Source organism: Halalkalibacterium halodurans (assembly GCF_004376175.1).
GTDB lineage: Bacteria > Bacillota > Bacilli > Bacillales > Bacillaceae_D > Halalkalibacterium > Halalkalibacterium halodurans.
Map to the genome: position 1 here is coordinate 1 of NZ_SNUY01000058.1, position 353 is coordinate 353.

The window sequence follows — 353 nt, forward strand, 5'->3', positions numbered from 1 at the left end:
AGGGCTAAAACCTTTTATCCCCTCAAATTGCAGGTACTGGTCAAGGAGATAAACATATTTCCCTGTTTCACGATCTCGATAGTAGGAACGCTTCAGCTCAATCTCACCAAATAAACTGTCTATTTTTAGAGGCCGTTTATCTTTATAATGGAAGCGTTGCTTATCACGTTGTTGCATAATTTCTTCGTCATATTCCTCTAGTATGCAGGTCATCACACTTGAGAAGGTTTCCTGTAACTTCCTCCAAACTAGCTGTTCAAGTTCTTTTAAAGTTGGGTATTCTGTGTTATTCTTTTGCATAGGGTTTCTCCTTTGAATCGGGTTTTTGTCGACTATGATTCTACCAAGGAGAG

Annotated in this window: 1 protein-coding gene; it reads right to left on the reverse strand. The window is 39.1% G+C overall.

Annotated features, from left to right (window positions below; all coding sequences use genetic code 11):
* On the reverse strand, positions 1–300 hold a 300-nt coding region (locus E2L07_RS15950; protein WP_208402072.1), incomplete at its 3' end, for a UPF0236 family transposase-like protein.
* Positions 301–353: the final 53 nt, after the last annotated feature.